This is a genomic window from Pyxidicoccus trucidator, assembly GCF_010894435.1.
In the GTDB taxonomy this organism is placed as follows: Bacteria; Myxococcota; Myxococcia; order Myxococcales; family Myxococcaceae; genus Myxococcus; species Myxococcus trucidator.
The window spans coordinates 35,670-61,763 of record NZ_JAAIXZ010000002.1; the positions used below are offsets into that span (position 1 = coordinate 35,670).

17 protein-coding genes are annotated in these 26,094 nt (G+C 71.8%); 6 read left to right on the forward strand and 11 right to left on the reverse strand.

The window, feature by feature from the left end:
- Positions 1-5 precede the first annotated feature (5 nt).
- Both trpD and aroF read right to left on the reverse strand, forming a co-directional pair.
- A complete protein-coding gene (gene trpD / locus G4D85_RS06850; RefSeq protein WP_164009274.1) occupies positions 6-1,022 on the reverse strand; it encodes an anthranilate phosphoribosyltransferase in 1,017 nt (338 codons plus the stop codon).
- 3 nt (positions 1,023-1,025) lie between these two features.
- Complete coding sequence (gene aroF / locus G4D85_RS06855; RefSeq protein ID WP_164009275.1) at positions 1,026-2,051, reverse strand: 3-deoxy-7-phosphoheptulonate synthase; 1,026 nt, start codon at positions 2,049-2,051, stop codon at positions 1,026-1,028.
- A gap of 191 nt (positions 2,052-2,242) precedes the next feature.
- Here aroF and G4D85_RS06860 point away from each other — a divergent pair, with 191 nt between their 5' ends.
- Genes G4D85_RS06860 through G4D85_RS06870 form a run of 3 tightly spaced genes read left to right on the forward strand, consistent with a single transcriptional unit; the run spans position 2,243 to position 6,693 of the window.
- Positions 2,243-3,490 carry an NAD(P)/FAD-dependent oxidoreductase gene (locus G4D85_RS06860; protein ID WP_164009277.1) on the forward strand — a complete coding sequence of 416 codons (1,248 nt, stop codon included), beginning with the start codon at positions 2,243-2,245 and terminating at the stop codon, positions 3,488-3,490.
- The gene (locus tag G4D85_RS06865) at positions 3,491-4,162 is read left to right on the forward strand and encodes an Isoquinoline 1-oxidoreductase subunit (protein ID WP_164009279.1); all 672 of its coding nucleotides are present in this window, start codon (positions 3,491-3,493) and stop codon (positions 4,160-4,162) included.
- A 26-nt stretch (positions 4,163-4,188) separates the two neighbouring features.
- Positions 4,189-6,693 carry a hypothetical protein gene (locus G4D85_RS06870; RefSeq protein ID WP_164009281.1) on the forward strand — a complete coding sequence of 835 codons (2,505 nt, stop codon included), beginning with the start codon at positions 4,189-4,191 and terminating at the stop codon, positions 6,691-6,693.
- A gap of 2 nt (positions 6,694-6,695) precedes the next feature.
- Here G4D85_RS06870 and G4D85_RS06875 read toward each other — a convergent pair whose 3' ends face one another.
- Both G4D85_RS06875 and G4D85_RS06880 read right to left on the reverse strand, forming a co-directional pair.
- Complete coding sequence (locus G4D85_RS06875) at positions 6,696-8,903, reverse strand: xanthine dehydrogenase family protein molybdopterin-binding subunit (protein ID WP_164009283.1); 2,208 nt, start codon at positions 8,901-8,903, stop codon at positions 6,696-6,698.
- A complete protein-coding gene (locus G4D85_RS06880; protein ID WP_164009285.1) occupies positions 8,900-9,367 on the reverse strand; it encodes a (2Fe-2S)-binding protein in 468 nt (155 codons plus the stop codon). The genes G4D85_RS06875 and G4D85_RS06880 overlap by 4 nt, the downstream gene beginning before the upstream one ends.
- A 348-nt stretch (positions 9,368-9,715) precedes the next feature.
- On the opposite strand from G4D85_RS06880, the gene G4D85_RS06885 reads away from it, so the two are divergent.
- Positions 9,716-11,893, forward strand: a complete 2,178-nt coding sequence (locus tag G4D85_RS06885) for a M4 family metallopeptidase (protein ID WP_338052873.1) — start codon at positions 9,716-9,718, stop codon at positions 11,891-11,893.
- A 60-nt stretch (positions 11,894-11,953) separates the two neighbouring features.
- Here G4D85_RS06885 and G4D85_RS06890 read toward each other — a convergent pair whose 3' ends face one another.
- On the reverse strand, positions 11,954-13,411 hold the full coding sequence (locus G4D85_RS06890; RefSeq protein ID WP_164009289.1) for a hypothetical protein: 1,458 nt from the start codon (positions 13,409-13,411) through the stop codon (positions 11,954-11,956).
- Positions 13,412-13,623: 212 nt separating this feature from the next.
- Between G4D85_RS06890 and G4D85_RS06895 the strand changes: the two genes are divergently transcribed.
- Both G4D85_RS06895 and G4D85_RS06900 read left to right on the forward strand, forming a co-directional pair.
- Positions 13,624-14,250 (forward strand): RNA polymerase sigma factor, encoded by a 627-nt coding sequence (locus tag G4D85_RS06895; protein ID WP_164009291.1) that lies wholly within the window; start codon positions 13,624-13,626, stop codon positions 14,248-14,250.
- Positions 14,251-14,312: 62 nt separating this feature from the next.
- Complete coding sequence (locus tag G4D85_RS06900) at positions 14,313-18,182, forward strand: serine/threonine-protein kinase (protein WP_164009292.1); 3,870 nt, start codon at positions 14,313-14,315, stop codon at positions 18,180-18,182.
- Positions 18,183-18,189: 7 nt separating this feature from the next.
- Here the strand turns inward: G4D85_RS06900 and G4D85_RS48820 are convergent, their stop codons facing one another.
- From G4D85_RS48820 to G4D85_RS06930, 6 genes are read right to left on the reverse strand one after another with little or no spacing between them, the layout of a single operon-like run.
- A complete protein-coding gene (locus G4D85_RS48820; protein WP_205525452.1) occupies positions 18,190-20,898 on the reverse strand; it encodes an NAD(P)-binding protein in 2,709 nt (902 codons plus the stop codon).
- Between the two features lie 24 nt (positions 20,899-20,922).
- A complete protein-coding gene (locus G4D85_RS06910) occupies positions 20,923-23,610 on the reverse strand; it encodes an NAD(P)-binding protein (RefSeq protein WP_164009294.1) in 2,688 nt (895 codons plus the stop codon).
- On the reverse strand, positions 23,591-24,040 hold the full coding sequence (locus G4D85_RS06915) for a sterol-binding-like protein (protein ID WP_205525453.1): 450 nt from the start codon (positions 24,038-24,040) through the stop codon (positions 23,591-23,593). The genes G4D85_RS06910 and G4D85_RS06915 overlap by 20 nt, the downstream gene beginning before the upstream one ends.
- A gap of 7 nt (positions 24,041-24,047) precedes the next feature.
- Complete coding sequence (locus G4D85_RS06920) at positions 24,048-25,115, reverse strand: carotenoid 1,2-hydratase (RefSeq protein WP_164009295.1); 1,068 nt, start codon at positions 25,113-25,115, stop codon at positions 24,048-24,050.
- A 2-nt stretch (positions 25,116-25,117) separates the two neighbouring features.
- Positions 25,118-25,537, reverse strand: a complete 420-nt coding sequence (locus G4D85_RS06925; protein ID WP_164009297.1) for a hypothetical protein — start codon at positions 25,535-25,537, stop codon at positions 25,118-25,120.
- A gap of 13 nt (positions 25,538-25,550) precedes the next feature.
- Complete coding sequence (locus G4D85_RS06930; RefSeq protein WP_164009299.1) at positions 25,551-26,087, reverse strand: hypothetical protein; 537 nt, start codon at positions 26,085-26,087, stop codon at positions 25,551-25,553.
- Between the last annotated feature and the right edge of the window lie 7 nt (positions 26,088-26,094).

Below are 26,094 nucleotides of genomic sequence, written 5' to 3' on the forward strand. Positions count from 1 at the left end.
GCCGCTCACGACACGGCCCCGTGGATGAGCGCGGCCAGCTTGCGCGCCGCGGAGCCCGAGTCGATGGCGTGCTCCGCCTTCTTCACGCCCTCGCGCAAGTCCAACGCCTGGCCCACCACCACCAACGCCGCCGCCGCGTTGAGCAGCACCGCCGTGCGCAGCCCGGAGCGCTCGCCGTCCAGCAGCGCGCGCAGCCGCTGCGCGTTCTCCTCCGCGTCGCCGCCGGCGATGGCCTCGCGGGGCACCACCTCCAGCCCCGCGTCCTCGGGTCTCACCGTGAACATCCGCACGGTGCCGTCCTCGCACAGCTCCGCCACCTGCGTGGGGGCGCAGGGGGAGACTTCGTCCAGCCCGTCGTCTCCGTGCACCACCCACGCGCGGCGGCTGCCCAGGCGCCCCAGCACTCGCGCCGTCTGCTCCAGGCGGTTGCCGGCGAAGGTGCCCAGCAACTGGTAGCGCGCCCCGGCGGGGTTGGTCAGCGGCCCCAGCAGGTTGAACACGCTGTGGAAGCCCAGGTCCTTCCGCGCCTGCGCCACATGCTTCATCGCACTGTGGTGCGAGGGCGCGAAGAGGAAGCCCACCCCGTGCTCGTCGATGTCCCGCGCGACGCGCTCGTGCGGGCGCTCCATCTGCACGCCCAGCGCCGCCAGCACGTCCGCGCTGCCGCAGCGACTGGAGACAGCGCGGTTGCCATGCTTGGCCACCGTCACCCCCGCCCCGGCGGCCACGAAGGCCACCGCGGTGGAGATATTGAAGGTGTGCGCTCCATCACCCCCCGTACCGCAGGTGTCGAGCACCACCTCCGCCCGGGGAGACAGCTTCGCCGCGCAGGCCCGCATGGCCTCCGCCGCGCCGAGGATTTCGTCCTCCGTCTCCCCCTTCATCTTGAGCGCCGTCGCCAGCGCGCCCACCTGGGCATGCGACGCCTCTCCCGCGAGCATCAGGCCCATGACCCGGGCCATCTCCTCGCGGGTGAGGTCGCGCCGGCCCACCACCTTGCCCAGCGCTTCCTTGAGCGTCATCGCCTACCCCAGTCTTACGACTTCACGGCCCATCGCCTGGGCGATGGCGCGGACCTCGTTCATGGACTTCTCGAACTCGGAGAAGTCCAGCGACTGCGCGCCGTCCGACTTGGCGCGCGGCGGGTCGGGGTGCACCTCGACGATGATGCCGTCCGCCCCCACCGCCGTCGCCGCGCGCATCATCGCCGGCACCGCCTTGCGCACACCGATTCCGTGCGAGGGGTCCACGAAGACGGGCAGGTGCGACAGCGCCTTGAGCATGGGCACCGCGTTGAGGTCCAGCGTGTTGCGCGTCATCGTCTCGAAGGTGCGGATGCCGCGCTCGCAGAGGATGACCTGGGTGTTGCCGCGGGCGACGATGTACTCGGCCGCCATCAGCAGCTCCTTGATGGTGGCGCTCATGCCGCGCTTGAGCAGCACCGGCTTGCGGCGCTCGCCCACCGCCTCCAGGAGGCTGAAGTTCTGCATGTTGCGCGCGCCAATCTGGAGGATGTCGGTGTGCTCGGCCACCTCGTCCAGCGTGGCCGTGTCCTTCACCTCGGTGGTGACGAGCAGGCCCGTCTCCTTGCGCGCCTCGGCGAGCAGCGCGAGGCCGTCGCCCTTGAGGCCCTGGAACTCGTAGGGACTGGTGCGGGGCTTGAACGCGCCGCCGCGCAGCATGGTGGCGCCCGCCTTCTTCACCGCGTGCGCGGTGGAGAGAATCTGCTCGCGCGACTCCACGGAGCAGGGGCCGGCGATGACGTGGAACGCCGCGCCGCCGATGGTGAGCCCGCCGATGTTCAGCTGCGTGTTGTCCGGCTTCACCTCACGGCTGACGAGCTTGAACGGCTGGGAGACGGCCACCGCGTCCGCGACACCAGGGAGCACACGGAAGGGCTCCGGCTCCACCGCGCCCGGGTTGCCGGTGATGCCGATGGCCGTGCGGGAGCCCCCTGGAATCGCATGCGGTTGCCAGCCACGACGGCGGATTTCATCGTTCACACGCTCGATGTCCTGGGCCGTCGCGTCGGGTCGCATCACGATCAACATGGGGTTCCTGCTCTCTCTCCGAGTGAAGGTGCCGGGAAGGCCGGCACCGGGTGTCCAGGCTAACGAGCAACCTGACACGCTTCAGCCACAAGTGTCTGTTGCTCCCAACCGCCGGGCAGTCTCCCTTGTGCCCGACGGCGTTATCAAGCCAGGGTCACGGGATTGTGGCGTGGATGTAGGAGGGCGCGCGCGTGTCGAACCCGGACGTCATCGTGGTGGGAGCTGGGCTCGCGGGGCTGGCATGCAGTCGGACGCTCGTCGACGCCCGTCTCAAGGTGCTGCTGCTGGAGCGCGGAGGCGCACCCGGTGGCCGGGTTCGCACGGATGCCCATGAGGGCTTTCTCCTGGACCGGGGCTTCCAGGTGTACCTCACCGCCTACCCGGAGGGGCGGAGGGCACTGGACCTGGGGGCACTTGCCCCGCGCCGGTTCATCCCGGGTGCAAAGGTGTGGCGGAGCGGACGGCTGCACACGGTGGCGGACCCGCTGCGGCGGCCGGGCCAGGCGCTGTCGCACCTCCTCGACGGGCCCGGCACCTTCGGGGACAAGCTGCGCGTGCTGGAGTTGCGGCAGGCGGCGGTGTCCGGCGAGCTGGAAGACCTGTGGCAACGGCCCGAGCGCACCGCGCTGCGCTATCTGGAGGAGTTGGGCTTCACGGACGGCATGGTGGAGGGCTTCCTGCGGCCCTTCTTCGCGGGCATCTTCCTGGAGCGCGGGCTGGCCACGTCGAGCCGCTTCCTGGAGTTCGTCTTCCGCATGTTCTCCACCGGGGACACGGTGGTGCCGGAGCAGGGCATGGGCGCCATCCCCGAGCAGCTCGCCGCGAAGCTCCCGGCGGGCGTGCTGCGGATGCGCGTGCCGGTGGCCGAGGTGTGGGGCCACCGCGTGCGGCTGGAGGACGGAGAGACGATTGGCGCGAAGGCGGTGGTGGTGGCCTCGGACCCGAAGGGCGCGGAGGGCCTGCTGCCCGGCCTGTCCGCGCACAGGATGAACCGGGTGACATGTCTGTACTTCGCCGCGCCGGAGCCGCCGGTGGAGGGGCCGTGGCTGGTGCTCAACGGCGAGCGTCACGGCTTGGTGAACAACGTGGCGGTCATGAGTGAGGTGTCACCGGCGTATGCGCCGAAGGGACAGGCGCTGGTGTCCGTGTCCGTGCTCGGCGAGCCGCTGGAGGCCGAAGCGCTGCAAGGCCGGGTGCGTGAGGAGCTGACTGGCTGGTTTGGCAAGGCCGTCTCCGCATGGCGGCACCTGCGCACGTATGTCCTTCCCCAGGCGCTGCCCGCGCAGCCGCCTCCCGCGCTGGAGCCGCCGCGCCGCACCGTGCGCCTGTCGCCGGGCTTGTTCGTCTGTGGAGACCACCGGGACAATGCTTCCATCGATGGAGCGCTGGGCTCCGGCCGGCGCGCGGCGGAGGCCATCCTCATGGACCTGGGGCGCTGAATGAGACGACTTCCCCTCGCTGTCTTCGCGTTGAGCGCCGCCGTGACGGTGGCGGGCTGCAAGTCCTGCTCGCGTGCCCAGGCGCCGGAAGCTCCCGCCGCTACGGCGCCGGACGCGGGGAGCGGGGCGCGCGCGGGGCTTCAGCCCGTGGCCGCCTTCTCCGGCATCACCGACCCGGCGGCCCGCTCCGTCGCGCTCTTCGTCGAGGCGGGCCGGGTGATTGCGCATCCGCGCTGCGTCAACTGCCACCCCGCGGACGGCGTGCCTCGGCAGGGGCTGGAGCAGCGGCCACACGTCCCCCGGGTGACGGGCGGCCCGAAGGGCCATGGGACTCCGGGCCTGCCCTGCACCTCGTGCCATCAGGAGACCAACACGTCGCTCGTCGGCGCGACGCTGCGGAGTGTCCCGGGCAATCCGAAGTGGGCCCTGGCACCCGTCGAGATGGCGTGGGTGGGAAAATCCCTGGGACAGATTTGCGAGCAGCTCAAGGACCCGGAGCGCAACGGCGGCAAGTCCCTGGAGGCTCTCCACCACCACATGGCCGAGGACGTGCTGGTGGCCTGGGGTTGGAGTCCCGGCCCGGGCCTGGAGCCGGTGCCCGGCACGCAGGCGGAGTTCGGCGCACTCATCCGGGCGTGGATTGACACCGGGGCGGCCTGTCCGAGTCCCTGACAGGCGCTCTTCGCTACAGTCGCCCCATGAGCCCGCCCCTCCGTCGCAGAGACCCGCGTCCCCCTGCCGCCTGGTGGTCCGAAGGCGAGCAGGAATGGGTGGAGGGGCCACGTGACGCCGAGGGGCGCCTCCACGGCCGGATTCGCTACTGGGACGCCGAGGGACGCTTCATCTCCGAGTGCGAGCACGTCCAGGGGCTGCCCCACGGCCGAGCGCAGCGCTTCTATGCCGATGGCTCGCTGGCCCAGGAGTGCACCTATGTCCAGGGCCGCATCGAGGGCGTACGCACCTGCTACCGGCCGGGCTCTCCGCGCGTGGGGCCGCTCCGCCCGCTCGACAACGTCGCACCCGTCATCGCGGTCTACGAGTGTGTCTACGAACAGGGCAACCTCCTGGCGACCCGCTTCCGCGATGCAGCCGGGGCCGAGGTCAACGAGAGCGGTGTCCCCATTCCGCCCCGTCCGCCCGGAGTCTCGCCCCTCGCGAGTCCCATGCCGGGCGGCGAGTGGGTGGAGATGCGCCGGCGGGGCGAGAACGGCGATGAGGTGCTCGGGATGCGCCTCTGGTACCGGGACGGTCAGCTTCGCGAGGAGAAGCGCGAGGATGGGTATTGCCGTTCGTTCCACCCCACGGGCGCGCCGAGTGCCGAGGGCCAGCGGGTCCGCAAGGGCAAATACAATCAACAGGACGGGCTGTGGCGCCATGGCGATGCCGTCGGCGTCGTGCGCCGTGAGTCCATCTATGAGCTGGGCGTCGAGCTCGTGAGGACCCTGCGGAGACCGTTGGACGAGGCGGGCCCCGGGGGTGCTGGCGGTGTCATGCGGACGGGGCCGGTCGGGCAGACGGGGGGCAACGCGGACGCATGCGAGTGCGGGCGCTGGGAGCTGCGCGATGGCGACGGAGCGGTGCTGCGCGCCGTCGACCTCGGCGAGCCCGTGGCGGATGGCACCCTGCTCGAGGACGCCGCGCTGTCCGATGACGCTGATGAAGCGGCCCTGGGGCGCCGCGTGGAAGAGGGCGCCCTCGGAGCGGGGGCACGTATCGCCCGGCTCCGGCTCGCCGGGCGGAGCGGCCGCGTCGAAGCGCTCCTGGCGCTCGCGGGGCCCGGTCCGGCCTGGACGCACATCACCCGTGACGGCGAAGTCCTCCCGCTCATCCACTGGCGCGCGCGGCTTGGCGAGCTGGTCCTCGCGATGGAGTGGGGCGTGCCCGCGAGCGAGGCGCTCGGAGAGCTGGCCGCGAGGTTGTTCCGCGCCGGCCGGCCGCGCGCCGCCCTCGACCTCGTCGACGCGGCGAGGCTCACCTCGGATGCCCCGGCGCTGCGCGAGGCGCGCATCGCGTACCTGCGCGCGCTCGGCCGCGACGATGAGGCCCTCCGGGAGCTGGAGGCCGCCCATCCCGATAGGGTGGGCCCGCGAGAGGAAGCCCTGCTCCTCGGGCTCCGGGACGCTCCTGACGACAAGGGGAAGTGGCTGACGTACGCCGAGGCGATTGAGGGGACAAGGCCGGCCCCCGCCGCGCTCATCCGTTCTGCCTGTGGAACCTCGGAGGCAGGCTGGCTGGAGGCGCTCCTCACGGCGCTGCGCGACGTGCTGCCCGATGAGGTCGGGGAGGCCATCAACCTGCTGAGCCGCGGCTCCACCGTCTCGTCCATGGTGTGGACTCCGGCCGAGCAGTTCCTGGCCCACCATGACGCCCTGTTCCGCGCCGCGCCGCTCGCCACGGAGCTCTTCCTCGAGGATGCGACAGACGCGATGGCCCAGCTCGCGACGCTGCCCGCGCTGCGGCGCTATACCGCGCTCTCGTTCACTGACACCCTGCTCTTCGATGGAGGCGCGGCCCATCTCGCCCGCTCGCCGCACCTCGGCCAGTTGGTGCACCTCGGGTTGAGGGGCACCCACCTCCACGACGAGGACCTGGAGGCCATCCTCGGCTCGCTCGCGTTCCCCAGGCTGACGAGCCTCGACATCTCGAATGACCGCGAGGGGCAGAGCTACGGCCTCGACGGCCTTCGCGCCCTCACCGAGGCAGCGTTCGCGGGCACCCTGGAGGACTTCACCCTGGAGCGCCGGTGGCTCGGTGACAGCGTCGTCTCCGTCCTCGCCGCGCTGCCACGCTTGCAGTCTCTCGGGCTCGAAGGCGGGGCGCTCGGCGACGCGGGCGCGCTGGCCCTGGCGGCCCTGCCCCGGAGGTGGATACGGCTCGACCTGAGGTGGAACGAGCTGGGCGCGCGCGGCGCCAGCGCCCTGATGGACGCACCCATGGCAGGCAGCCTCGAAGAGCTCGACCTGTCGCGCAACGCGCTCGGGTCCGAGGGCGTCATGGCCGTGGCGGCGGCCCCGCTGGTCCGTCTGCGCCGGCTCGACCTCGGTGACAACGGGCTCGGCGACGAAGGGGCGCTCGCCCTGGCGCGCTCACCCCACCTCGCCGCGCTCGAGTGGCTCCAGTTGGGGCGAGTGGACGTCTCACCGGAGACGCGAGAGGCCCTGCGCGCGCGCTTCGGTGCTCGCGTCAGGCTCGAAGCGCGGTAGCGCTAGCCTCCTGGCTTCGCGGCGGCAAGCCGCTCGGGCGTCAACGGCAGCTCTCGGAGCCTCACGCCCGTCGCGTCGAAGACTGCGTTCGCCAGCGCCGCGGCCGTCGGCCCCTGCGAGGCCTCGCCCGCGCCCAGGAAGGGCTCACCGGGCCGGTCGATGAGGGCGACCTCCACGGATGGCACCTCCGAGAAGGTGAGGATGGGGTAGGTGCTCCAGTCGCGCGAGAGGATGCGGCGGGCGTCGTAGCGCACGGCCTCCTTCAGGCTCCAGCTCAGGGACTGGATGAGCCCGCCCTCCAGTTGGTTGGCGAGCCCATCCGGGTTGACCACCTCGCCCGCGTCGGCGGCCAGCACGGCCCGCAGCACTCGGATGGCGTGCGTCTTCGGGTCGACGGAGACTTCCAGGCAGATGGCGCAGTAGCTGGCGACATTCTTGTAACGCGCGAAGCCGAGGCCCCGTCCACGTCCCGGCGGGCGCTTTGCGTTCGACCAGCCGAAGCGCTCCGCGGCCTTCTGGATGACGGCCTTCGCGCGCTCATCCCGTAGCTGGCGGAGGCGGAAGACGACCGGGTCGATACCCGCCGCGTGCGCCAGCTCATCCATGAAGGATTCGATGCTGAAGACGTTGGCGTACGCGCCGAGGGCGCGGTGCGAGGAGACGCGCAGGGGCATCTCCGTCACGAAGTGGGTGGTCACCTTCCGGCCGGGGAAGGCGTAGAGCGGAATGGCGTTGCGGTCCGCGGAGTAGTTCGGCGGCCCTCCGTTCCGAGGCACGGGCATGGGGAAGGGCGTTGCCAGCGAGCGGCCCGCCAGCAGGTTGCCGGGATTGCCCCCGGGCCGGGTGCCATGGGGCGTGGACCAGAGCTCGTAGTCCCAGTCGAGCACGTCGCCCCGCGCATTCACGCTGGCGCGGACCTTCGTCACCATGGCCGGGCCGTAGGGCTCCCACGTGTGCTCGTCCTCGCGAGACCACTGTACGCGCACGGCCCGGCCGGGCAGGGCCCGGGCCAGCAGCGCGGCATCGGCCGCGGCGTCATCCGCGCCGTTGTGCCCGTAGCAGCCCGAGCCCGCCAGGTGCAGGCCTCGCACGTGCTCCACCGGCAGGCCGAGCAGCTTCGCGATGGCCTCGGTGGTGTCGAACACGCTCTGGCTGTGGGTGTGCACCGTGAGGACGCCGCCGTCCCACTCCGCCACCGCGCAGGACGGGCCGATGGCGGCGTGCATCTGGTACGGCCGGCGGTACTGCGCCTCCAGGGTGCGCGCCGGGGCTTCGTCCGTCGGGCGCGGGGTGTCTTCGATGACGATGTCCCGGGCCTTCTGCTCCAGCAGCCACGTGTGTGGGTCCACGGGCAGGGCGGCCTGCTCGCTCCAGCGGGCGGACCGCGCCAGGCTCGCCGCGGCCTGGATGGCCTGCCACTCCCGGCTCGCGATGACGCCCAGGAAGTCCCCGTCGCGCACCACCTTCAGGACGCCCGGCATGCGCTCCACGCTCGCGATGTCGGCCCCGGTGAGCTTCGCCCCATATGACGGCGCGCGGACGACGCGGCCATGCACCAGCGTGTCGGACCGGAAGTCCTGCACGAAGGCCGGCTCGCCGGAGAGCTTGTCCGGCAGGTCCACGCGAGGGATGGGGCGGCCGACATAGCGGCGCTCGGCGAGGGGCTTGGGCGCCACGGTGCCGGTGGCTTCGCGGCTCAGCGACTTCCCGCCCGTGAGATTCCAGTAGGTGACGGTGCGGCCTCCGGGAGCGGTGATGGTGCCGTCATGGACCTTCAGCCGCTCCGCCTTCACCCCCAGGTGCTTGCCGGCCATGGCCAGCAGGAGGGCGCGGACCTCGGCGGCGGCGTAGCGCACCGCCGTGCCTCCCTGCGACATGGACATGCTGCCCGCCGTGGTCCCCTCATTCGGGGAACGCTCGGTGTCGCCGGAGATGAAGGCCAGGCGTGAGAAGTCGACGTCCAGCTCGTCCGCGCAGAGCTGCCCCAGGGCCGTCAGGACGCCCTGGCCGAGCTCCACCTTGCCTGTCTTCAGCGTGACGACGCCGTCGGCGCCGATGCTCAGCCAGGCATCGAGCTGGCGGTTGCGCTCCAGGTCTCCAGGCAGCGGCTTGCGCCCTGGCGCCGCGCCGAGCGCGCCCGGGCCCGTCATGGCGAAGGCCAGCACCAGCGCGCCCTGGAGGACGGAGCGGCGGCTCGTAAGGGTGCTCATCGCGCCAGCTCCTCCGCGGCGCGCTGGATGGCGCGCACGATGCGGTTGTGCGAGCCGCAGCGGCACAGGTTGGCATCCAGCGCGGTGCGAATCTCCGCTTCGGTGGGCCGGGGCTTCTCCCGCAGCAGCGCGGCCGCCGCCATCACCATGCCGGGGATGCAGTAGGCGCACTGGCCCGCCTGCTCGGCCAGGAAGGCCCGCTGGAGCGGATGCAGCGTCCCGTCCGGAGCCCGGAGTCCTTCCAGCGTGGTCAGCTCCCGCCCGCTCAGGGCCGCGGCGGGTACGACGCAGGCGCGCAGCGGGACGCCGTCCCGCAGCACCGTGCAGGCGCCGCACTGGCCGACGCCGCAGCCATACTTCGCCCCGTTGAGTCCCAGTTCGTCGCGGAGCACGTACAGGAGCGGCGTGTCTTCCGAGACGTCGACGGTGTGGGGTCTGCCATTGACGCTCAAGGTAATGGACATGGAGCGCGCTCCTCCTGCCCGCAGCCTACCGCGCTCCCTGGTGCCAGGACTTCGCTTCCTCGGGGTGTTGTCCTTGGACTCAACATCGGCGCGAGGAGGCCGGAGTGAGTTGCGAGGGACAGCCCTGGCCTCCTGCCTCGCCGGGCGCAACGCTCCAGGCGCACTTCGACCTCATCGATTGAGCAGCCTGCCGCCGCGCCATGTCAATTCCCAAAGGTTGGGAATGTATGTGGAAAAGGCGGACTGTACTTGTAATCGAGACTCTCTTGCAGCCAGCATACGCCCCCACACCTTTCACTGGGGGTATGCATGGTTGAGAAGCGATTGCGTGGTGCCTTGGGCATCTCATTGCTGTCTTTGCTTGCGGGCGCCTGTACGGAGGCAACCCCTCCGAACAGCTCGAAGGACGCGGTGGTGGAGAAGTCCGCCGCCGCCCTGGATGGCCTCCAGGTCGTGGGCGTCGACGAGGCGGCGGTGCCCACCTTCGTCACCGGCCCGATAGGCCTCGTTCCGACCGAGGCCGGAGCGGTCCACTCCCTCCAGGCAAGCCAGCTGCTGCCCGTGCTGGAGCGCGTGGCGCCGCTGTTCCGGCTGAACCCGGACGACCTGTACCTGAAGAAGTCCTATGTCGGCTTCGACGGGGACGCGCACTTCCGCTACGGCGTGCGGCGCCAGGGCGTCGAGGTGCTGGGTGGAGAGCTGCGCCTGCACGCGCGCAACGGCGCCGTCTTCGCGGTGAACACCAACATGCGCGGGGACCTGCTGTCGACGGCGGACAAGGCCTCCATCGCCGCCGAGGCCGCCATCGCGGTGGCGAAGGACGACCGTGAGTCCCCGGCCGGTGCCACCGTCGCGCCCGAGCCCCGGCTCGTCTACCGGCGCGACGGGGGCCAGCTGGTGCTGGCCTACGACGTGCGCGTGAAGGGCGAGAAGGAGGACGGCACGCCGGTGCATGACTCGGTGCTCGTCAACGCGCGGACGGGAGATGCGTTCGAGCGCATCTCCTATATCCACTCCGCGCTGTTCCGCCGGGTCTACGACGGCGGGAACACGACGCAGCTGCCGGGCGTCCTGGCGCGCTCCGAGGGAGACCCGCCGCACGCGGACCCCATCGTCAACTTCGCCTATGACCACTCGGGCGAGGTCTACAAGTGCTACAGCGACCTGTTCGGCCGCGACTCGTATGACAACGCCGGCGCGCACCTCATCAGCACCGTGCACCACCGCGTCAGCTACGTGAATGCCTACTGGGACGGAACCCAGATGGTGTACGGCGATGGCGACGGGGTGAATTCCTCCAACCTGGCCGGCGCGCTGGATGTGACGGCGCACGAGATGACGCACGCCGTGACGGACGTCGAGTCGGACCTCATCTACTCGGGTGAGTCCGGCGGCATGAACGAGTCCATCTCCGACATCTTCGGTGCCGTGTGTGAGTGGTACATCCGGGGCCGGGTGGTGAACGCCAACACGTGGCTCATCGGCGAGGACGTCTGGACGCCTGACATTCCCGGGGACGCCCTGCGCTACATGCACGACCCCCAGCTGGATGGCGACTCCCTGGACCACTACGACGACTACGCCTCCGGCGTGGACGTGCACTACAGCTCGGGCATCTCCAACCTGGCCTTCTACCTGCTGTCGCAGGGCGGCACGCACCCGCGCCGTCCGCTGCCGACGCCGGTGGCGGGTATCGGCATCGAGAAGGCCGGACGCATCATCTACAAGATGAACGTGGACCTGCTGCTGCCGTCCTCCAACTTCGAGCAGGCGAAGCTCGCCGCGGAGCAGGCCGCCGTCCAGCTCGGCTATGACGCCGCGACGGTGAGCTCGGTCGACAGTGCCTGGAAGACGGTGGGCGTGGGCGCCCCCGTCACGCATCCTCACAGCTTGCCCCTCGAGAAGAACGTCCCCGCCACGGACCTGTCTGGTGCGCGAGCCAGCAAGGCGTACTTCTCCGTGGTGGTGCCCGAGGGGGCGACGGGCCTGACCTTCACCCTCTCCGGTGGCACGGGCGACGCGGACCTCTACGTGCGCCGGGGCCAGGCCCCGACGGCCACCAGCTATGACTGCCGTCCCTACCGGTCCGGCAACAACGAGGTGTGCACCTTCGCGGCCCCGGGTGATGGCATCTGGTTCGTGATGCTCAACGGCTTCAGCGCCTACAGCGGCGCGACGCTGACGGTGACGTGGACGGGCGGCTACGTGCCCGTCGAGCCCGGAGTCGAAGTCTCCGGCCTGTCCGGCGCCGCGGGCTCCTCACAGGTGTTCACGGTCCAGATTCCCGAGCGCACCAACGGCGGCACCCGCAACATCCACGTGCGGCTGCGTGGCACGGGCAACGCGGACCTCTACGTGCAGCGCGCGGCAGTCCCAGGCTTCGGCTCCTACGACTGCCGTGGCGTGAACGAGCACAGCACGGAGAACTGCAACCTGAACGGCTTCGAGCCGGGCAAGTACTACATCAACGTGTTCGGCGCGAAGGGCGGCTTCACCGACGGCACGCTCATCGTCACGTTCAACTGAGCTGACGCGGGCCCGCCCTGCCCCTGCTTCCAAAGAGGGGAGGGCGGGCGCGCGGGTGGGTCAGGGAACCGCCGGGGTAGCGACGTGGCCCGGCGAGGGCGTGCCGGGCGGAGGCATGGGCTGCACGCGGGCCATGCCCAGGAACGAGCCCGGCTCGCGCCCGTCGCCGCGCGCGGTGGACAGCTTCAGCGCGATGACCGAGCGGCTGTCGAGGATGACGTCGCGACGCCCCGCCAGCTCACGCACGGGCACGTCCACCGAGCCCATCAGCTCGCTGCCGCGCGGGTCGTCCATGAAGACCTGGAAGGTGATGCGCTGCTCGTCGAAGTCGTTGGCCAGGGCGACGAACTCGGAGTTGAACCCCGTGTAGATGCCGGTGCTCTGCGGCGTCGTCAGGCGGGTGCCGTCCGGCAGCAGGGCCTCGACGCGGAGCTGGGGCTGGTTCTCCCGGGGAAGGGCCGTGGCCAGCTCCAGCAGCACGTCGGACATGCCCCGGCGCGCGGCCAGCTGCGTCAGCTTCTGGGCGAGCCGGGTGAAGAGCGGGTTGGCCGCCCCCACCCAGGGGTTGCCATCCGGGCGGGTGGGCACCACCAGCACCGAGCGCAGCGAGACGCGGTAGGGACGCAGCTCCACACGCTCCAGCTGCTGGGTGGCGTAGCCGTCATCCTGGCCGGTGCGCAGGGCGCTCCGGTAGGCGTCCGCGGCCCGGTTCCAGTCGCGGTGGACGAGCTGCTGCTCGGCGCCGGAGACGTGGCGCACGTACTCCTCCAGCGGCGCCGCCCGTCCGCCCGGCCGCAGGCTCAGCGCCTCGCGGTAGCGCTCCTGGGCCAGCGGCCAGTCATGGTGCACGCGCGCGGCGTCACCCTCGCGGGCCAGCCGCTCGTACTCCACGGTGACCCACTGCTCGTACTCGGCGGCGATGCCCTGGGCCCAGCCGGCCAGCGAGCCGTCCAGCCCGGCCACGAGCTGCGCCAGCTCATGGGCCGCGAGGAGGTTGCGCTCCTGGCGGAAGCCGTCCGCCCGGGCGCGCCCGTTCGTGACGATGTGGCGCCGCACGTCCTCGGCCCGGGTCTTCACCTCCGGGGCCTGCGAGAGCTGGGTGGCGCGCTGCATCTCCTCGACGGCCTTGTGGAACTGGCCGCTGCGGGCCTGCTCGGCGGCTCCGTCCAGCATGCCGAAGGCGACGCGAGTCGCGGCGCGCATGCGGAAGCTGGCGATGTCCGCGTTGCCCCCGTCGATGGAGAGGGCGAAGTCCGACTCGGCGAGGGCGCAGTTCCAGTCCTCCACCTGCTCGCAGGCCCGCGCGCGCTTCTTCGAGTCCTCGAGCGCCAGGGTACGGGCCTCCTCGAACTTCGCCTTCAGCTCCTGGCTGTCCGGGTCGTTCGCCACCGCCTGGCGGTACGCCGAGTACGCGGACTTCCAGTCACCCACGGCCGCCGCGCGGTCTCCCGCCTTCTCGGCCGACGCGCACGCGGCCAGCAGGGCGGCCGCCATCAATCCAAGTACCACTCGCTTCATGTCAGGGAGCTCCCTCTTCCAGGTGCGCCCGAGGATACCCGAAGCCCGCCAGGGCGTTCACCGGTAGCCCGAGTCGGCGGGCACCCAGGAGGACGGCGCGAGTCCGGCCCGGGGGCCCATGCGAGCGGACCTCCCGTCCCTTGCCTGCCGGCGCGCTTGTCGAAGGCTCTCGCGGGGCGCGGGTGGGGTGGCCACATTTGTAAGGGGTCCACATGCAGCCTGACGAGCGCGAGGCACTGGAGCAGCGAATCCACGGGTACTGCGAGCAGGGCGACGTGGGGCGCGCGGTGGAGGAGGCCCTGGCCGGCTATGGGCCGGAGCTCATGCGGCTGATGGCCTCCCTCCTCGAGGACAAGGAGCGGGCCCGCGAGGCCTACGCCATCTTCAGCGAGACGCTGTTGATGGACCTGCCCGCCTTCCGCTGGGAGAGCTCCTTCCGGACCTGGGCTCATCGCGTCGCGCGCAACGTGGCCTACCGGATGGCCGCGGCCCCCTCCCGCCGGGAGGTGCCGGTCAGCCAGGGCGCGTTCGACCAGCAGCCCCACCATGACTGGTCCCGCACGCGCCCGTGGCTCCGGACGGACGTGAAGGACCGCGTCCGGGCCCTGCGCGCCCAGCTGGAGCCCTATGAGCAGACGCTGCTGCAGCTGCGCATCGACCAGCGGATGTCCTGGACGGACGTGGCGCGGCGCCTGTCGGAGCCTGGCGAGCCCGTGACGTCCGAGGCGCTCGCCCGCCGGGCCGCCGTCCTCCGCCAGCAGTTCCAGCGCATCAAGGTCCGGCTGCGAGCGCTCGCCCGGGAGGCCGAGCTGCTCTCACGTGAGTCCAGCCACGCCTGAGCCGCGTTCACATCCGCCCCGGCGGCGCTCTTCCTTCTGGAAGCAGTGCCCCCGGAGGGGGAATGGCCGAAGACTCCAGTTCCAGGGCAGGACTCCCACCCAATCTGCGCCCCTTCGCGCGGAGCACGCGCTTCCGGCTCCTCGGCCGCATGGGCGAGGGCGGCATGGGGACTGTCTACCGCGTCCATGACCGCGAGCTGCGGCGGGACGTGGCGCTCAAGGTGATGCGCAAGGCGGGGCCCACCGCGCTCCACGCCCTCAAGCGCGAGTTCCGCTCCCGCGCGGGCCTCAGCCACCCCAACCTCGTCCAGCTCCACGACCTCATCGTCGGTGACGACTTCTGCTGCTTCAGCATGGAGCTGATTGAGGGCCTGGACTTCCTGGGCTGGGTCCGTCCGGAGCGCGCGCTCGCGAGGCGGAGTCAGGGCGCCTTCCCGCCGCGCGAGGCCGGCGTGGTGCTGTCGGAGGTCTCCCCGCTGCCGCCCGAGGCCGCGCCGCGCCTGCGCGCCGTGCTGGCGCAGCTCGTCCGCGGCCTCCAGGCGCTCCATGCCTCCGGGCTCGTCCACCGCGACATCAAGCCGGCCAACGTGCTCGTCTCCGCAGAGGGCCGCGTCGTCATCGTCGACTTCGGCCTGACCACGGAGCTCCAGGCGGGGCTGCTGGCCCGAATCGGCTCCTCCGCCGCCGGGACGCTGCCGTACATGGCGCCCGAGCAGCTCCAGGGCGGGCCGCTCACCCCGGCCTCGGACCTGTATGCCGTGGGGCTCGTGCTGTACGAGGCGCTCACCGGCTTCCGTCCCTTCCGGAACGAGACGGCCTACTTCCTCACGGGAGACACGGAGCAGCTCCTCCAGCGCCGCGCCTCCGAGTCCCCCCCCGACCCCCGGGCCGTGGCCCCGGGCATTCCGGATGACCTGGCCGAGCTGACGGTGGCGCTGCTGTCCCCGTCACCCACGGAGCGGCCGGATGCCGCCGCGCTCCTGGCCCGGCTGTCGGCGGCGGAGCTCCCCACGGACGCGCGGCCCTGGGAGGGAGACCTCCTCTTCGGTCCTCCGAAGCCGGCCTTCGTGGGAAGGGCGGCCGAGCTGACCGTCCTGGACGCGGCGCTCCGGGGCGTCACGCGCAAGGGCCAGCAGCGCACCGTGCACGTCCACGGCCCGTCCGGCATCGGCAAGTCCACCCTGATGCGCGAGTTCCTCCGGCGCCAGGGCGCGCTGCTCGTGCTCAAGGGCCGCTGCCATCCGCGCGAAGTCGTGGCCTATCCCCTGCTGGACCCCATCATCGACGCGCTGGCGGCGCACCTCTCCACGCTCCGGAGCGAAGCCCTGGCGGCGCTCGTCCCGGAGCACGCGCACGCCCTGGTGCGCCTGTTCCCCGTGCTGGGGCGGGTGTCCGCGCTCCGGGAAGCCCCGGTGCCCGACTCGCTCCCGGCGGACGTCGAGCTGCGCCGGCTGGGCACCGAGGCCCTGCGGGAGCTGCTCACGCGCCTGGCGCGCACGGGGCCGCTGGTGGTGTGGATTGACGACCTGCAATGGGGAGACGCCGAATCGGCGCGGCTCCTCGAGCAGCTCCTGCGCGAGCCCGCTCCGCCCGCCTTCCTTCTGCTGCTCACCGGGCGCGACTGCCTCTCGGGCCCGCTGGGCGGGTCGAACACCCCCACGGCCCGCGTCCGCGAGCTTCCCCTGGGGCCCCTGTCGGCCGCGGAGGCGAAGGCGCTCGCGAGGCAGTGGCTGGCGGGCACGCAGGTGAATGCGGAGGCGTTGCGCTCCCTCGCCGGGCAGGCGGGCGGAAGCCCCTTCGTCGTGGGAGAGGTGGCCCGGTATCTCGCGACCGCCGCCAGCCGGGGCTCGGCCCTGGACGTCTCCGCGCCGCTCGACATCCAGCGGGTGCTGGCCGAGCGGCTGCGCGCGCTGCCCCCCATGCAACGGGCCCTGGTGGAGCTGGCGGCCGTGGCGGGAGTGCCTCTTCCCCGCGACGTGCTGCTGGCCGGGGCGGGGCTGGACCCGGGAGCCCGGCCGATGCTCTCCACGCTCTGCGATGCGTCGCTGCTGCGGCTCGTGTGCGGGGAGCGCGCGGAAGCCGTGACGACCTACCATGACCGCATCCGGGAGGCGGCGGTCGCCCTGCTGGGGGACGCCGCGCGCGCACGGCGGCACCGGGGGCTGGCGGAGGCGCTCGAGCACGCCGGCTCAGAGGACCTGGAGCTGCTGCTGAGCCACTGGGTGGGCGCGGGCGAGCCGAAGCGCGCGGGGCCCTACGCCGTACGCGCCGCCGAGCGCGCCGCCCACGCGCTGGCCTTCGACCACGCGGCGTGGCTCTTCTCGCGGGCGCTGGCGCTGCTGGGCGACGAGGCGGACCGGCCGGCGCTCCTGGAGGGGTGGGGCGACGCGCTCGCCAACCAGGGCCTGCGGGCGGACGCGGCGGCGCGCTACCTGGAGGCCGCGAGCGCGCTCGGCGGCGGCGACCCCGGGCGGGTGCGAGACTTGAGGCGCCGGGCCGCCGAGCAGTCCATCAAGTGTGGCCGGGTGGAGGAGGGCTGGCGGCTGCTGCGCACCGTGCTCGCGGACGTGGGCGTCCCCGTGCCGCGCAGCCGGCGGCACGCGCTGCTGATGGCCACCTGGTACCGGCTCCGCTTCCTCAAGGAGCACCAGCAGCCCGAGGTCCGCGCCGCCAGCCAGGTGCCCGCCGCGGAGCTTCCGGCGCTGGAGGCGCTCTGGACGGCGGCGTGTAGCTTCGCGCAGGTGGACCACGTGCTCGCGGATGCGTTCCGCATGCGGTACCTGCGGCGGGTCCTGGAGGTGGGAGACGCCTCCTCCGTGTGCCGCGCGCTGGCCTACGAGGCCGCCATGGAGACGCACCTCAAGGGCGGCTGGATGGACCGGCACTGCCAGAAGCTGCTCGCCCAGACGGAGCGCCTGGCGCGCTGGACGGGCAACGCCTGTGACGAGGGCTGGTCGCTGCTGGCCCACGCCACCCGGGCCTTCACCCATGGCCAGTGGCAGGAGGCGGTGAGCGCGTGCGAGCGGGGCGAGGCCGTCCTCCGCGAGCGGTGCACCGGCGTGGTGTGGGAGCTGGGCATGCTCGCGGCCTACCACCATGCCGCGCTGGCCATGCGCGGCGACCTGGGGCGGCTCGGCGAGCGGCTGGAGCGGTTCCTGGAGGACTCCACGCAGCGCGGAGACATCTTCGGCATCATCGAGAGCTGCCTGGGCGACTGCATCCTCCCGTGGCTGGCACGTGGCCAGGGCGCGCGGGCCTGGGAGCTGTCGCGGGAGGCCCTGGAGTCGCTGGAGCGCGGCTCCGCGGGCAAGGCGGACTGGAACGATGCGTCCCGCGTGGGCCACTCCCACCGCGTGAGCTACTGCCTCCTCCTGGCCCACGTCCACGCATCATTATATGCGGGCAATCCGTGGCGGGCCTGGCGGGAGGTGCGGGCGCGGTGGGACGGCCTGTACCGCGCCACGCCGTCGCTGCGCTTCTTCGACGCGCATGTGCGGCACGCGCGGGCTCGCGCCGCCCTGGCCGCGGCCGAGCAGCTGGAGGAGCGGCAGGCCCCGCCGACGGAGGTGGCGCCGCGCTGGACGCGCCGGGCCCTGCTGGTGGACGCGCGCCGCCAGGCCCGCGCCATCGGCCACGAGACGCTGGCGATGGCGGAGCCCCTGTCCGCGCTGGTGCTCGCGGGCGTGGCGCGGCTCGAGGGCGAGGAGGACACTGCGCGCACGCTGCTCGTCCAGGCCCTGGCTGGCTTCAGCGCGGCGGACATGGCGCTCCACCGGGAGGTTGCGCGGTATGCGCTCGGCGCGCTCCAGGGCGGGCCCCAGGGCCGGCTGTCCCAGCAGCGGGCCGAGGCGTGGCTGCGGGAACAGGGCGTGGTGGACCCGAGGGCGCTGGCGGCCACGCTGGCCCCCGGCCTGGGGCTCCGGCCCCGCTGAGCGGCGCTCACGGCCCGGGCCAGACGCTGCCCGGCCAGAGCGGGTTCGACAGCGGCTCCAGCGCCTCGCGCACCCGCGCCAGGAAGGAGGACAGCGCCTCGGCTCCGTCGCCCGAGGCGTCGAGCGGTGCGAGGAGCGGCAGGGCCAGGGGCTCCAGGTGCAGCAAGTCCCAGACATGCGGCAGGCCCAGGGCAAACAGCTTCGCGTCCAGCTCGCGCAGCGGTGCCAGCTCCGGCAGCTCGTGCTTCTCCGGGTCCCAGATGCGGCAGTACTCGCCAATGGGCGTCAGCCGGAAGTCGGGCGAGCCCGTCAGCGAGCCCTGCCCGCTGTACTCGGGAACGGTGGGAGAGGCCCGCGGGGGGGCAACGCCCCGCGTGGGCTCGCGCTTCTTGGGCTCATGGCAGGTGAGGTAGTGGTCGATGATGGCGTTGACCGCGTGGCGCGCGGACTCGTTCGCGGACTCCATGGTGGTCATGCGGGTGAACGTCTTGAGCCAGGTGCCGGCGAAGACGAGCTGTTTCCAGTGCACCGGATAGCCACCATGGGGGGCCTGCCACAGTCCTTCGGGGAGGCTTGCTCGTTCCGTCGCTTCCGGGTCGGGCGCCATCGGGTCCCAGGGCTCGGGCCCGGGCCGGCGGTCCCAGTCGCCGACGATGGGGATGAGGTAGGGCGCCAGGTTCTTCACGGGGCGCTCCTTCCCCGTAGCCGGGTCGGTCTCGAAGCGGATGAACCGGTCCATGTGGTACCAGGAGGGCTCTGGCAGGACGAAGCCGTAGTGGCCCGCATGGGGCAGCGGCGCGTGGTGCTGCTCGGTGGCCTCGCGGACCTGCCGCCACACCTCGTGGGCAAGCTCGTGGCGGGAGCTGTGGGAGGGACTTCCCACCCCCGGCTCGCGCACGTACCAGTTGCCGATGTCCACGCTGAGGACCGAGGAGAAGCCGTCCTGGTCGAAGGTGGGCGGCGTGGCCCAGTACTGCTGGCTGCTGATGGCGGACAGCCCCCACGGCGCGTCGAGGAAGAAGAGGTAGCCCTCGGCGAGCCGGGTGGTGGTGGGAAAGAAGAACTGGATGCCGGTGAGCGTCTGGAAGCGGTCCCAGGGCACGTGGCCCGGGAGCACTCCCGGCGAGCGCTCCTCCGCCGGCTCCGGGCCGCGAGGGTTGGGAGGCACCCGGCTGGTGAAGCCTTGCAGCCCCTCGACGATGCCGACGCGGGGCAGGCCGCGCGTCACCTGCTCCGCGGTCACCGCGTCGGTGGCCACGAGGTAGTAGTCCACCGGGTCGGAGTCCTCGTCGGAGCCATTGGCGTTCGAGTGGGTGTCGACGAACTCCCATTCTCCAGCGAGGCAGTAGGGGACGAGGCGGCCTCTCTCAAGCGCGAACCGGTGCAGCTTCATGGCGTAGAACTCCACGCGCAGATGCTCTTCCAGGTAGCGGCGCCAGGGGCGGAACCAGGCGGACGTCGTCGGTCCGTTGAGGGTGCCGTCCGTCTTGGGCAGCGGCATCAGGTTGTTGAGGTAGAGCTGGGCCAGCGTGTTGCCGTTGGTGCGCGCATCGCCCCAGGCTCCGTCGAAGGCGGCCAGCACTCGCGGGGCGAACTGCATGTCGCGCATGAAGGCCGCGCTGTACTGGTAGCGGCGCGTCTTCTTCTCCGGGTCATACCCCTCCAGGTACTCCCACCAGGAGATGCGCTCGAAGTCGGCCTTCCTGCGCTCGGAGCAGGTGCACAGGTACCGCCAGATTCGCAGGGTGAACTGGAGCGTGTCGCTGGGCGGGTAGCCGGAGGACGCCAGGTCCCGCAGCTCCTGGAGCAGCTCCACGGGCCGGCTGGCGGGCGCGCGGCGCAGGAAGCGGATGCGGCGGCCCTGGGCGGCGATGCCGTAGAAGCTGGAGGGGACGAGGTTGTCGAAGACGCGGCGGCCGGTGAACCTGCCCTGCTCGTCCAGGATGGGGGTCTCCACCATCGTGGAGAAGAGGTGGCGGTAGTACGAGGGGAAGAAGCGGAAGCCGTGCTCGCCGGGCAGGAAGTGATACATCTCGAACTGGATGCCGGGCGAGTCCAGCGGTGGGAACGGGGCCCCCAGCTCGTGCGCGAGCGCGTCGTCCTCCCGCTGGACGACGATGACGCGGGAGCGGTGGAGCGCCGGAGACGTGATTTGCTCCACGGACATCGTCGTCAGCTTCTCACGCAGGTTCCAGGCGTCGCCCAGGAGCTTGTCGTAGAAGGGGTCCGGGCCCTCGCCCGGATTGCTGTAGACGCGGATGTAGAGGACGCCCGGCGACCTCCCTCCGGTGTAGCCGTCGAAATAGCCCCGGCCGTACACGAAGGAGTACGCGAGGGTGTGGAGCTGCTGCTCCCACTCGCTGGCTTCGAGGTCGGGGCTATAGCGCAGGAACGCGCGGTGGCTGTCGGACGTCACGAACTGGCCCTGCCGCGGAAAGTTCCCCGGAGCCCCCTTGGGCACGCGCAGGTACTGCGAGCGGGCCATGCCTCCGACGGCCATCCTGAAGCTCGTCACGGGTGACGGAGCCTGGGCCTCGGCATGTCCTGTCTCGTCGTACTCCTGGGCGGGCTCGTAGACGCGGACCCGGAAGCCACGCCGGGCCAGCTCGTGCGCGGCCGTCAGCCCGGTGATGCCTCCGCCATAGATGTGGACGCGTCCGAGGCCCGCCCGAGGGGGAGCGGGGGGAATGGGGGGCACGTCTTTCTCTCGGGACATGGGGTGCTCCTTCCGCTGGGTGGCTCACCGCGAGGGCGGCTTCTTCCCGGGCATGGCGTCCTTCAGCAGCTTCTCCAGGCTCTCGCGCACGACACGCAGCAGCGCGAGCAGGGGCTCGGCGCCGCCCGTGGGGACGAGCGGATGGAGCATCGGCATCGCGAGCGCCTCCATGCCGAGCGCATCCCAGACATGCGGCCTGCCCGCGGCGAACAGCTTCGCGTCCAGCTCTCGCAGCGGCGCCAGCTCGGGCAGCTCGTGCTGCTCGGGGTCCCAGATGCGGCAGTACTCACCGATGGGCGTCATCCGGAACTCCGGCAGGCCGGCGAGCGGGCCCAGCTCATCGTGGTTGCCTGGCGGAGTCTCGGGGGCCGATGACCGTGGTGCCTCCTGCGCCACGTAATGGTGCTTCAGGAAGTGGTCGATGATGGCGTTGACGGCATGGCGGGCCGACTCGTTGGCCGACTCCATGGTGGTCATCCGGGTGAACGTCTTGAGGTACGTGCCCGCGAAGACGAGCTTGTCCCAGTGGACCGGGTAGCCCCCGTGAGGCGCCTGCCACAGCCCCTGCGACAGGACACCCACGGGCGGCGGAGCGGGACGCAGCGGATCCCACGGCTCGGTGCCGGGCCGGTGCTTCCAGTCATCCAGGATGGGGATGAGGTAGGGCGCGAGGTTGGCGACCGCGCGCTGTGGGGTGGGCGGCTGAGGTGCATCGAATTGGATGTACCGGTCCACGTGGTACCAGGCGGGCGCGGGCAGCTCGAAGTTGAAGTGGGCTGAGTTGGGCAGCGGCGTCTTGTGCTGCTCGGTGGCCTGCTTTATCTGCCTCCACACCTCCATGGCGATTTCATGTGGGGCGCTGCTGGACGGGCTCTTCGGCGCATCCCTCACGTACCAGTTGCCGATGTCCACGCTCAGCACGGCGCCGAAGCCGTCGCGGTCGAACGTGGGCGGCGTGGCCCAGTACTGCTGGCTGTTGATGGCGGACAGGCCCCAGGGCGCGTCGAGGAAGTAGAGGTAGCCCTCCGCGAGGCGGACGGAGGCGGGGAAGAAGAACTGGATGCCGGTGAGCGTCTGGAAGCGGTCCCAGGCCACGTTCCCTGGGAATACGCCCGGCACGCGCGGCTGCGCTGCTTCGGGCCCGCGAGGGTTGGCGGGGATGGTGGTCGTGAAGCCGCGCAGGCCCTGCACCACGCCAATGGGGGGCAGGTCCTTCGTCAAGGTCTCCGCGGTCGCCGCGTCGGTGGCGATGAGGTGGTAGTCCACCTGCTCATAGGCGCCGGGGAAGTCCGCCTTCAGGGGAGGATTGAGCACCATCGTGTCCTCCTCCTCCTGCCGCTCTCCCCGCCGCCGCCAGAGGGGCGTGAGTCGGCCCGTCGCCGTGTCGAGTTGGAGGCGGGTCAGCGCGCCCGCGTGGAACTCGACCTTGAGGTAGTCCCGGAGATAGCGGCGCCAGGGGCGCAGCCACGCCAGGGTGGTGGGGCCATTGAGGGTGCCGTCCGTCTTGGGCAGCGGCAGCAGGTTGTTGAGGTAGAGCTGGGTCAGTGTGTTGCCGTTGGTGCGCGCGTCGCCCCAGGCCCCGTCGAAGGCGGCCAGCACGCGCGGCGCGAACTGCATGTCCCGCTTGAAGGCGTCGGAGTACTTGTAGCGGCGCGTCTTCTTCTCCGCGTCGTACCCCTCCAGGTACTCCCACCAGGAGACCTTCTCGAAGTCGGCCTGCCGGCGCTCGGAGCAGGTGCTCATATAGCGCCAGATTCGCAGGGTGAACTGGAGCGTGTCGCTGAGCGGGTAGCCGGAGGACGCCAGGTCCTTCAGCTCCTGGAGCATCTCCGCGGGTCGGGAGCTCGGAGCGCGGCGCAGGAAGCGGATGCGGCGGCCCTGGGCGGCGATGCCGTAGAAGCTGGAGGGGACGAGGTTGTCGAAGACGCGGCGGCCGGTCAGCCGGTTGTTCTCGTCCAGGATGGGCGTCTCCATCATCGTGGAGAAGAGGTGGCGGTAGTACGAGGGGAAGAAGCGGAAGCCGTGCTCGCCGGGCAGGTAGTGCAGCAGCTCCAGCTGGAGTCCCTCCTCGTCGCCGAGCGACTTGGGAGGGAGGGCCAGGAGCTGTGCGAGCTCCTGGGCCTCCGCCTCCAGCATGACGATGACTCGCGCCGGCTCGAGCTTCGTCTCCCAGCCGCTCGTGGCCGTCAGGAACCGGTGAAGCGCGTCCGCGTTGCGCCTGCGCCTGCGCCGGGTGGTCTCGTCCTTGCTCGGAGGGATGCGGATGTGGAGGACGCCCTGCGTCTCTCCCCGTGTGAAGAAGCCGCACTGGTTCAGGAAGTGATGGAGTTCGGGCACCACCTTCTCGGGCACCGCGCCCGCCGCGTCCCCTGGCTCGAAGGTCGCCGGGTACTTGAGGAAGATGCGGCCCTCTTCGCTCCGCCCCTGTCCGACGAAGTTCCCCTGCGCGCCTCGCTCCGCGCGCAGGTACTGCGTGCGGGCCAGGCCTCCCACGGCCATCCTCCGACTCAGGGGCTGGGGCGCTCCCTCGAGCTGCCCCGTCTCGCTGCACTCCTGGGCGGGCTCGATGACGCGCACGCGGAAGCCGCGGATGGCCAGCTCGTGGGCCGCCGTCAGCCCGGCGATGCCGGCCCCATAGATGTGGACGCGGGCCAGGCTCTTGCTGATGGGCTGGTTGCCGGCCCGTTCTTTCTCATCGCTCTCGGGAGCCATGCGCTTCACCTCCAGGCGGGGAATGGGGAGCGGCGTCCTCGCGGCACACGGCGCGCAGCCGTGCGAGCAGCGGGGGGAACGAGGGGCAGCGCACCGCCCCATGGACGTAGGTGACGAGCCCGTCGTGGAGCGCCATCAGCGACGGCAGCGGACCCACCACCTCCAGCGCGTCCGTGAGCACGGCCCGGGTGAGCGATAGCCGCGCGTCCAGCACGTCCGCGAGCACGCGCCGGCCCGTCAGCAGCAGCACCTCGGCCGGAGGCCCGGCGGACTCCACCCGCGCGCTGCCCGGCGCGAAGCCGAGGAAGAAGCGCTCCGCGCCCACGCACACCTCCACCCTTCGCCCCTGGAGTTGCTCGCACATGAGGGCGTGCTGCGCCGGCAGCTCGCGCGAGAGCGCCAGGAACGACTCGGCCAGAAGCGCCCCCACCGGCCCCTCAGTCGCGGATGAGCTCATAGATGCCGGTCGCCTCCAGCTCGAAGGGTTCCCCGCCGATGCAGCCGTGCGACACGACCCGGCCGCTGAGCTCGTTGAGCACGGACACGGTGCGAGGCTCGCTCTCGCCCGGGGTGATGACGCGGGCCAGCTCCTCCGCGTCGAAGCGGAAGTGGAAGCTGTCCGCACCCGAGGTCGCCGCCAGCTCCATGTGCGCGGGCAGGTCGCACGCCAGTCCCGGTGCGAGCAGCGCCATCTCCGGCGGCACGGTGAGGCGCCGCGCTGGCTGGAAGTGGCCCTGGTGGAGGAGGCGGATGTCCCTGTCCCGGAAGGTGCGCACCGGGCCTCCGCTCCTCCACAGGAAGAGGGACTGGTAGCGCACGCGCGTCCTGCGCCGGTCCATCATCCGGACGAAGACGGCGCTCCACGGGTGGGCGGCGTCCGACGGCAGCGCGTGAGCCCACTCCCAGGAGAAGTCCCCGCCCCAGCGGAAGTGGCCCCAGTTGTGGTCGTGGTACGCGGGCGCTCCCTCCACCCGGTGTGTCCGGCCTCCCAGTGTGACGGTGCCCCGGGCCTCCAGTCGGGGGACGACGACCCACGAGAGGTTCTCTCCCGGCGCGAGCGGGTGGTTGTTGAAGAGGAGCGGCCGCATCATGGGGACCAGCTCCAGCTCGGCCGCCAGGGAGTGCTCCCGCAGGGACACGTCGAGCAGGTAGCGGCCCTGCTCGAAGCGCAGGGTGCTGGCGCCGAAGCGCGCGTCGATGCAGCCGGGGGAGACGTGGACCTCCGCTTCGGGGAAGCGCTCCAGGCCGCCTTGCCACTCCTCGCCGAGGGCCAGGAGCGTGAGCCGCGCCACCTCCGCGCGCCGCGCATCGGCGGCCCACGGGTCGTCCTGGAGGCTGAAGTTGATGAGCAGGTGCACCGCACCGGCATTCACGAGGAAGTACTGCCACTCCTTGTGCCCGCCCCGACCGCCGAGCCGCGCGGGCGAGCGCCGGAAGTAGTCGAGCCGGGGGAGCAGCTCCGCGAGGTCCGTCAGGAGCCCGCCATGCGAGTCCTGGCGCCTCATGGTCAGCGCAGCAGCTCCCTCGGCCCCGGCATGGGAGTGGCCGACGGCTCCGCGCGCCCGGAAGCGGCGCGAGGCGCGTCCGACGTTGCGGCCTCGCGAGGGCGCGGGAAGGCCGACAGCAGGTGCCCGCGGAACGCGATGATTCCGAGCACCAGGTACACGAAGCGCGCCGAGCCGGGGTGGACCTGCGCGGCGGCGTCCGCGGCGGGCTCGGGGGACACGGGCCGAGGACCCGGCGATGCGGAACGAGGCTCCGGCGGAGCGTGAGGCGTCGTCGCGGCGGGCTCTGGCGGAGCGTGGAGCGGCTCAGGCGGAGGCAGCAGCGGCTCCAGCCGGCGCAGGGCGGAGACGAGCCCCAGCAGCAGGAGCACGGGCAGGTTCTCGTCGGCATAGTCGTCGTGGACTTCATCGAGGCTCGCCATTCCGGGGCTCCCGTCAGCTCGGTGTGCCGCCGTCTCCGGTGCCATGGAGCCCGCTTCCAGGAGGGACGGGAGACTCGGGCCGCGCGGCGGCCAGGTTGGGCGAAGCCGCGCTGCGCACCAGTGCGTCCAGCCACGCGGAGGGCAGGACGGTGGACGGGTCCTCCTCCAGCATGTCGAGCCCGAGCGCCCCCCACACCTCGCTCGCATGGCGGAGGAGGGGCGACGCGGCGAGCGCCACGGCGTGGCTCCGTCCCTCCGGGGTGGCGGCGAACTGGCGTCCCTCGTTCACCAGCGCGGAGAAGGCCGCCTGCGCCGCGACGGGGTGCTGGAGCAGGAGCAGCCGGGCCCGGTGCAGCAGCGCGGTGGCCTCGTCCGCGTGGGGTGGTGCCGCGTGGGGCTCCGGGGGCGCGCCCTCCAGGGAGAGGGTGCCTCGCAGGAGCAGGTGGTGGATGCGGTGCAGCTCCTGCCAGACATAGGACCGCTCGCGGAGCGGCTCCAGCCCGGAAGGCGCCAGGGGTGTGCCCAGCAGCAGTCGCAGCAGCTCGTCCATGAAACTC

What these genes read in the sequence shown, in the direction of transcription:
- trpD (WP_164009274.1), bottom strand. Translation starts at nt 1,022, where the DNA reads ATGACGCTCAAGGAAGCGCTGGGCAAGGTGGTGGGCCGGCGCGACCTC.
- aroF (WP_164009275.1), bottom strand. Translation starts at nt 2,051, where the DNA reads ATGTTGATCGTGATGCGACCCGACGCGACGGCCCAGGACATCGAGCGT.
- G4D85_RS06865 (WP_164009279.1), top strand. Translation starts at nt 3,491, where the DNA reads ATGAGACGACTTCCCCTCGCTGTCTTCGCGTTGAGCGCCGCCGTGACG.
- G4D85_RS06870 (WP_164009281.1), top strand. Translation starts at nt 4,189, where the DNA reads ATGAGCCCGCCCCTCCGTCGCAGAGACCCGCGTCCCCCTGCCGCCTGG.
- G4D85_RS06875 (WP_164009283.1), bottom strand. Translation starts at nt 8,903, where the DNA reads ATGAGCACCCTTACGAGCCGCCGCTCCGTCCTCCAGGGCGCGCTGGTG.
- G4D85_RS06880 (WP_164009285.1), bottom strand. Translation starts at nt 9,367, where the DNA reads ATGTCCATTACCTTGAGCGTCAATGGCAGACCCCACACCGTCGACGTC.
- G4D85_RS06890 (WP_164009289.1), bottom strand. Translation starts at nt 13,411, where the DNA reads ATGAAGCGAGTGGTACTTGGATTGATGGCGGCCGCCCTGCTGGCCGCG.
- G4D85_RS06895 (WP_164009291.1), top strand. Translation starts at nt 13,624, where the DNA reads ATGCAGCCTGACGAGCGCGAGGCACTGGAGCAGCGAATCCACGGGTAC.
- G4D85_RS06900 (WP_164009292.1), top strand. Translation starts at nt 14,313, where the DNA reads ATGGCCGAAGACTCCAGTTCCAGGGCAGGACTCCCACCCAATCTGCGC.
- G4D85_RS48820 (WP_205525452.1), bottom strand. Translation starts at nt 20,898, where the DNA reads ATGTCCCGAGAGAAAGACGTGCCCCCCATTCCCCCCGCTCCCCCTCGG.
- G4D85_RS06910 (WP_164009294.1), bottom strand. Translation starts at nt 23,610, where the DNA reads ATGGCTCCCGAGAGCGATGAGAAAGAACGGGCCGGCAACCAGCCCATC.
- G4D85_RS06920 (WP_164009295.1), bottom strand. Translation starts at nt 25,115, where the DNA reads ATGAGGCGCCAGGACTCGCATGGCGGGCTCCTGACGGACCTCGCGGAG.
- G4D85_RS06925 (WP_164009297.1), bottom strand. Translation starts at nt 25,537, where the DNA reads ATGGCGAGCCTCGATGAAGTCCACGACGACTATGCCGACGAGAACCTG.
- G4D85_RS06930 (WP_164009299.1), bottom strand. Translation starts at nt 26,087, where the DNA reads ATGGACGAGCTGCTGCGACTGCTGCTGGGCACACCCCTGGCGCCTTCC.